This is a genomic window from Streptomyces sp. SID14478, assembly GCF_010548525.1.
GTDB lineage: Bacteria > Actinomycetota > Actinomycetes > Streptomycetales > Streptomycetaceae > Streptomyces.
In genome coordinates, this window is the sequence record NZ_JAAGMG010000270.1 from 1 (window position 1) to 2719 (window position 2719).

3 protein-coding genes are annotated in these 2719 nt (G+C 71.8%); 2 read left to right on the top strand and 1 reads right to left on the bottom strand.

The genetic code is table 11. The annotated features are described in order from the left end of the window. On the top strand, positions 1-624 hold a 624-nt coding region (locus tag G3I40_RS09485), incomplete at its 5' end, for a hypothetical protein (protein WP_164301716.1). A gap of 157 nt (positions 625-781) precedes the next feature. Here G3I40_RS09485 and G3I40_RS09490 read toward each other — a convergent pair. Beyond that, complete coding sequence (locus G3I40_RS09490) at positions 782-1414, bottom strand: TetR/AcrR family transcriptional regulator (RefSeq protein WP_164301717.1); 633 nt, start codon at positions 1412-1414, stop codon at positions 782-784. Between the two features lie 203 nt (positions 1415-1617). On the opposite strand from G3I40_RS09490, the gene G3I40_RS09495 reads away from it, so the two are divergent. Continuing rightward, positions 1618-2598, top strand: coding sequence for a phosphatase PAP2 family protein (locus G3I40_RS09495; protein ID WP_239091633.1), 981 nt, complete (start codon positions 1618-1620; stop codon positions 2596-2598). Positions 2599-2719: the final 121 nt, after the last annotated feature.

The window sequence follows — 2719 nt, forward strand, 5'->3', positions numbered from 1 at the left end:
GGCGGCGAGGGCGGCGGCAGCGACTCCCCCGAGACGCCCTCGTCCCCGCAGGCCCCGCTCGACGAGGGCTTCGCCACGGACGTCCTCAACGGCGTCGCCCTGCCGGTCCTCGACAGCTGGACGGGCAACGACGGCGCGGGCGTCGCCGGGGTGCAGACGGGGCCGTACAAGTGCCCCGACGACGTGCAGCAGACCTGCGTGAAGGGCGGCGCGTCCACCTCGTCGGCCAAGGAACTGAAGCTGGACGCGACGACCGCCGAGGCCGCGGCGAAGGAGGACATCGCCAAGAACGCGAAGGCGTCCTACGGCGGCAAGGTCTACGGCGGCATCCTGCAGCACGACGAACTGCTGTCGCGGAAGGTCACGGTCGCCGGACAGCAGGGCTACCGGGTCCGCTGGAACGTGGACACCAAGTCGAGGATCGACGCCTGGGTGGAGTCGGTCGCGTTCCCGTCGCCGACCGACCCCAAGACGCTGGTCGTCGTCCGCATCGGCGTCGACATCCCGACCACCGCCAAGGAGAAGGCGGCGGGCCCCGACGACACGGCGATCGACAAGCTCGTCAAGGGCATCAAGAAGGCCGAGGTCACCGGCGGCGGGGGCGGCAACGGCCAGGACGCCTGAGCCGGCGGCGCGCAAGGAGGGTCCCCTGGGGCCGGGTGGGTCCCCCTCCGCTCATTGGAGGAACCCACCCGGCCCGGGGGTGTGCGCCGCCCCCGTCCCCACGGTGCGGCGCAGGCAGACCGCCGGTCGGTCATCCCTGCGACCGGCGGCCTCCCGTTCAGGTGGCCTGATCCTCAGTGGTCAGGCCGAGTCCCGGAATCAGCACGCTCTCGACGAAGCCGACCAGGTAGTCGGCGTCGGCTTCGCGCCCTTCCAGGAAGGGGCGGCTGCGCATCACTCCGAAGAGCTGCGCCGCCAAGTAGGGCAGAGCGGGATGGTCGGCGGCGATCTCGCCGCGGGCCACGGCCCGCTCCACCATCACGTCAAGTGATGTGAGCTCGGGCTCGATCAGCGCCTCGCGCAACGCGCCCTGCAGCTCGCCGTCCTGGCGCACGGCATGCCCGAGGGCCTGCATCAGCGCGGCGTCGGGCAACGCCTGCGACGCCGCGTTGCGCGCGGCGGCGACGAGGTCTCCCGCGAGCGTACCCGTGTCGGCCGCGGAGAACTTCGTGCAGCGTCCGGCCCGCAGCGCGGCGGCCACGAGCTGGGGCTTCGTCTTCCACTGCCGGTACAGCGTGGACTTGCTGCAGCAGGCCTGGGAGGCGACGCCCTCCATGGTGACGGCGTCGTAGCCGAGCCGGCGCAGCTGGTCGAGGACCGCGTCGTAGAACTCCTGCGCCCGCTCGGGAGTGATCTTGGAACGGCGCGTGGGGATCTGCGGTGTCGCGGTGCCCTCTGCTCGCGTCGCCATGACCGGCTCAACTCCTCGCTCCCGTGGTGTGTCGATGAGATCACACTCGCTATCGATACGCCAGTGTATCGGTACGCCATCGTTTCGGTACACTGGCGTATCGATGAGTGCGGAGCGGGATCGTCCGCCGCGTTCATCGACGCGCCACAAGCGCACGCAGAAACATCACGCACCACCCAGTCGTCATGAAAAGGGGCCGGGGGATGAATTCCCTTACCGAGCCTGCCGAACCGGAGACGGACAGTCGAGCTGCCCGACCGCCCCTGGTCCGCGAGCTCCTGCTGGTCGTAGGACTCTTCCTCGTCTACAAGTTCGGCCGACAGCTGGCCAACGGCCACACCGCCGAGGCGTTCCGCAACGCCGGCCACGTGTGGAGCTTCGAGCGGGCCGTCCACCTGCCCTCCGAGGGCGCGGTCCAGGGCGTCCTGCTGGACAGCGACACCCTCGTGCACGTCGCCAACACCTACTACGCGACCGTGCACTTCCCGGCGACGCTCGCCCTCCTCGTCTTCCTGTACCTGCGCCGCCCGCGCCACTACGTGTGGACGCGGCGGGTGCTCGCCGCGCTGACGGCCGCGGCCCTGGTCCTGCACCTGTCGTTCCCGCTCGCGCCGCCGCGGATGCTGCGGGCGGCGCACCTCGTCGACACCGCCCAGGTCTACGGCCCCTCGGTCTACTCCGCGAAGCCCTCCACCGACACGATGGCCAACCAGTTCGCGGCCATGCCGTCGCTGCACTTCGGCTGGGCGCTGATGGTCGCCATCGGCCTGATCGTCGCCACGAGGTCGCGGTGGCGCTGGCTGTGGCTGCTGCACCCGCTGCTCACCCTGCTCGTGGTCGTCGGCACGGCGAACCACTACTGGCTCGACGCACTCGTGGCCACGGCGCTGCTCGGCGGCGCGCTCGCGGTGATCCGGATGCCCCGGACGGTGGGCGCGGCCCGCATCCGGCGCCACCTGCTGCCCGCCCCCGCGCACCCGGCGTACGCCACCGAACCCCGGGACACCTCCCTGCTGCCCGCGCCGTGGTCGCCCGCGGTCGCGTTCCGTACTCCGCCGGACTCGCTGTCCGCCCCGGACGTGCTGGAGCACGCGTCCCTCCGGATACCGGTCCAGGTCTCCGCGACACCCGGGTCCACCTCGGCGGCCACCGCGCCGCAGCTCGTCACGAGCGGAGCCCGCTGATGACCGCGACCCTGCTCGCCGTGGCGCTCTCGCTCGTCTCCGCGGTCGCCTACGCCGCCGCCGCGGTCGCCCAGGAGCGCTTGGCCGCCCGCACCGGGTCAGGCACCTGGCAACTCCTGGC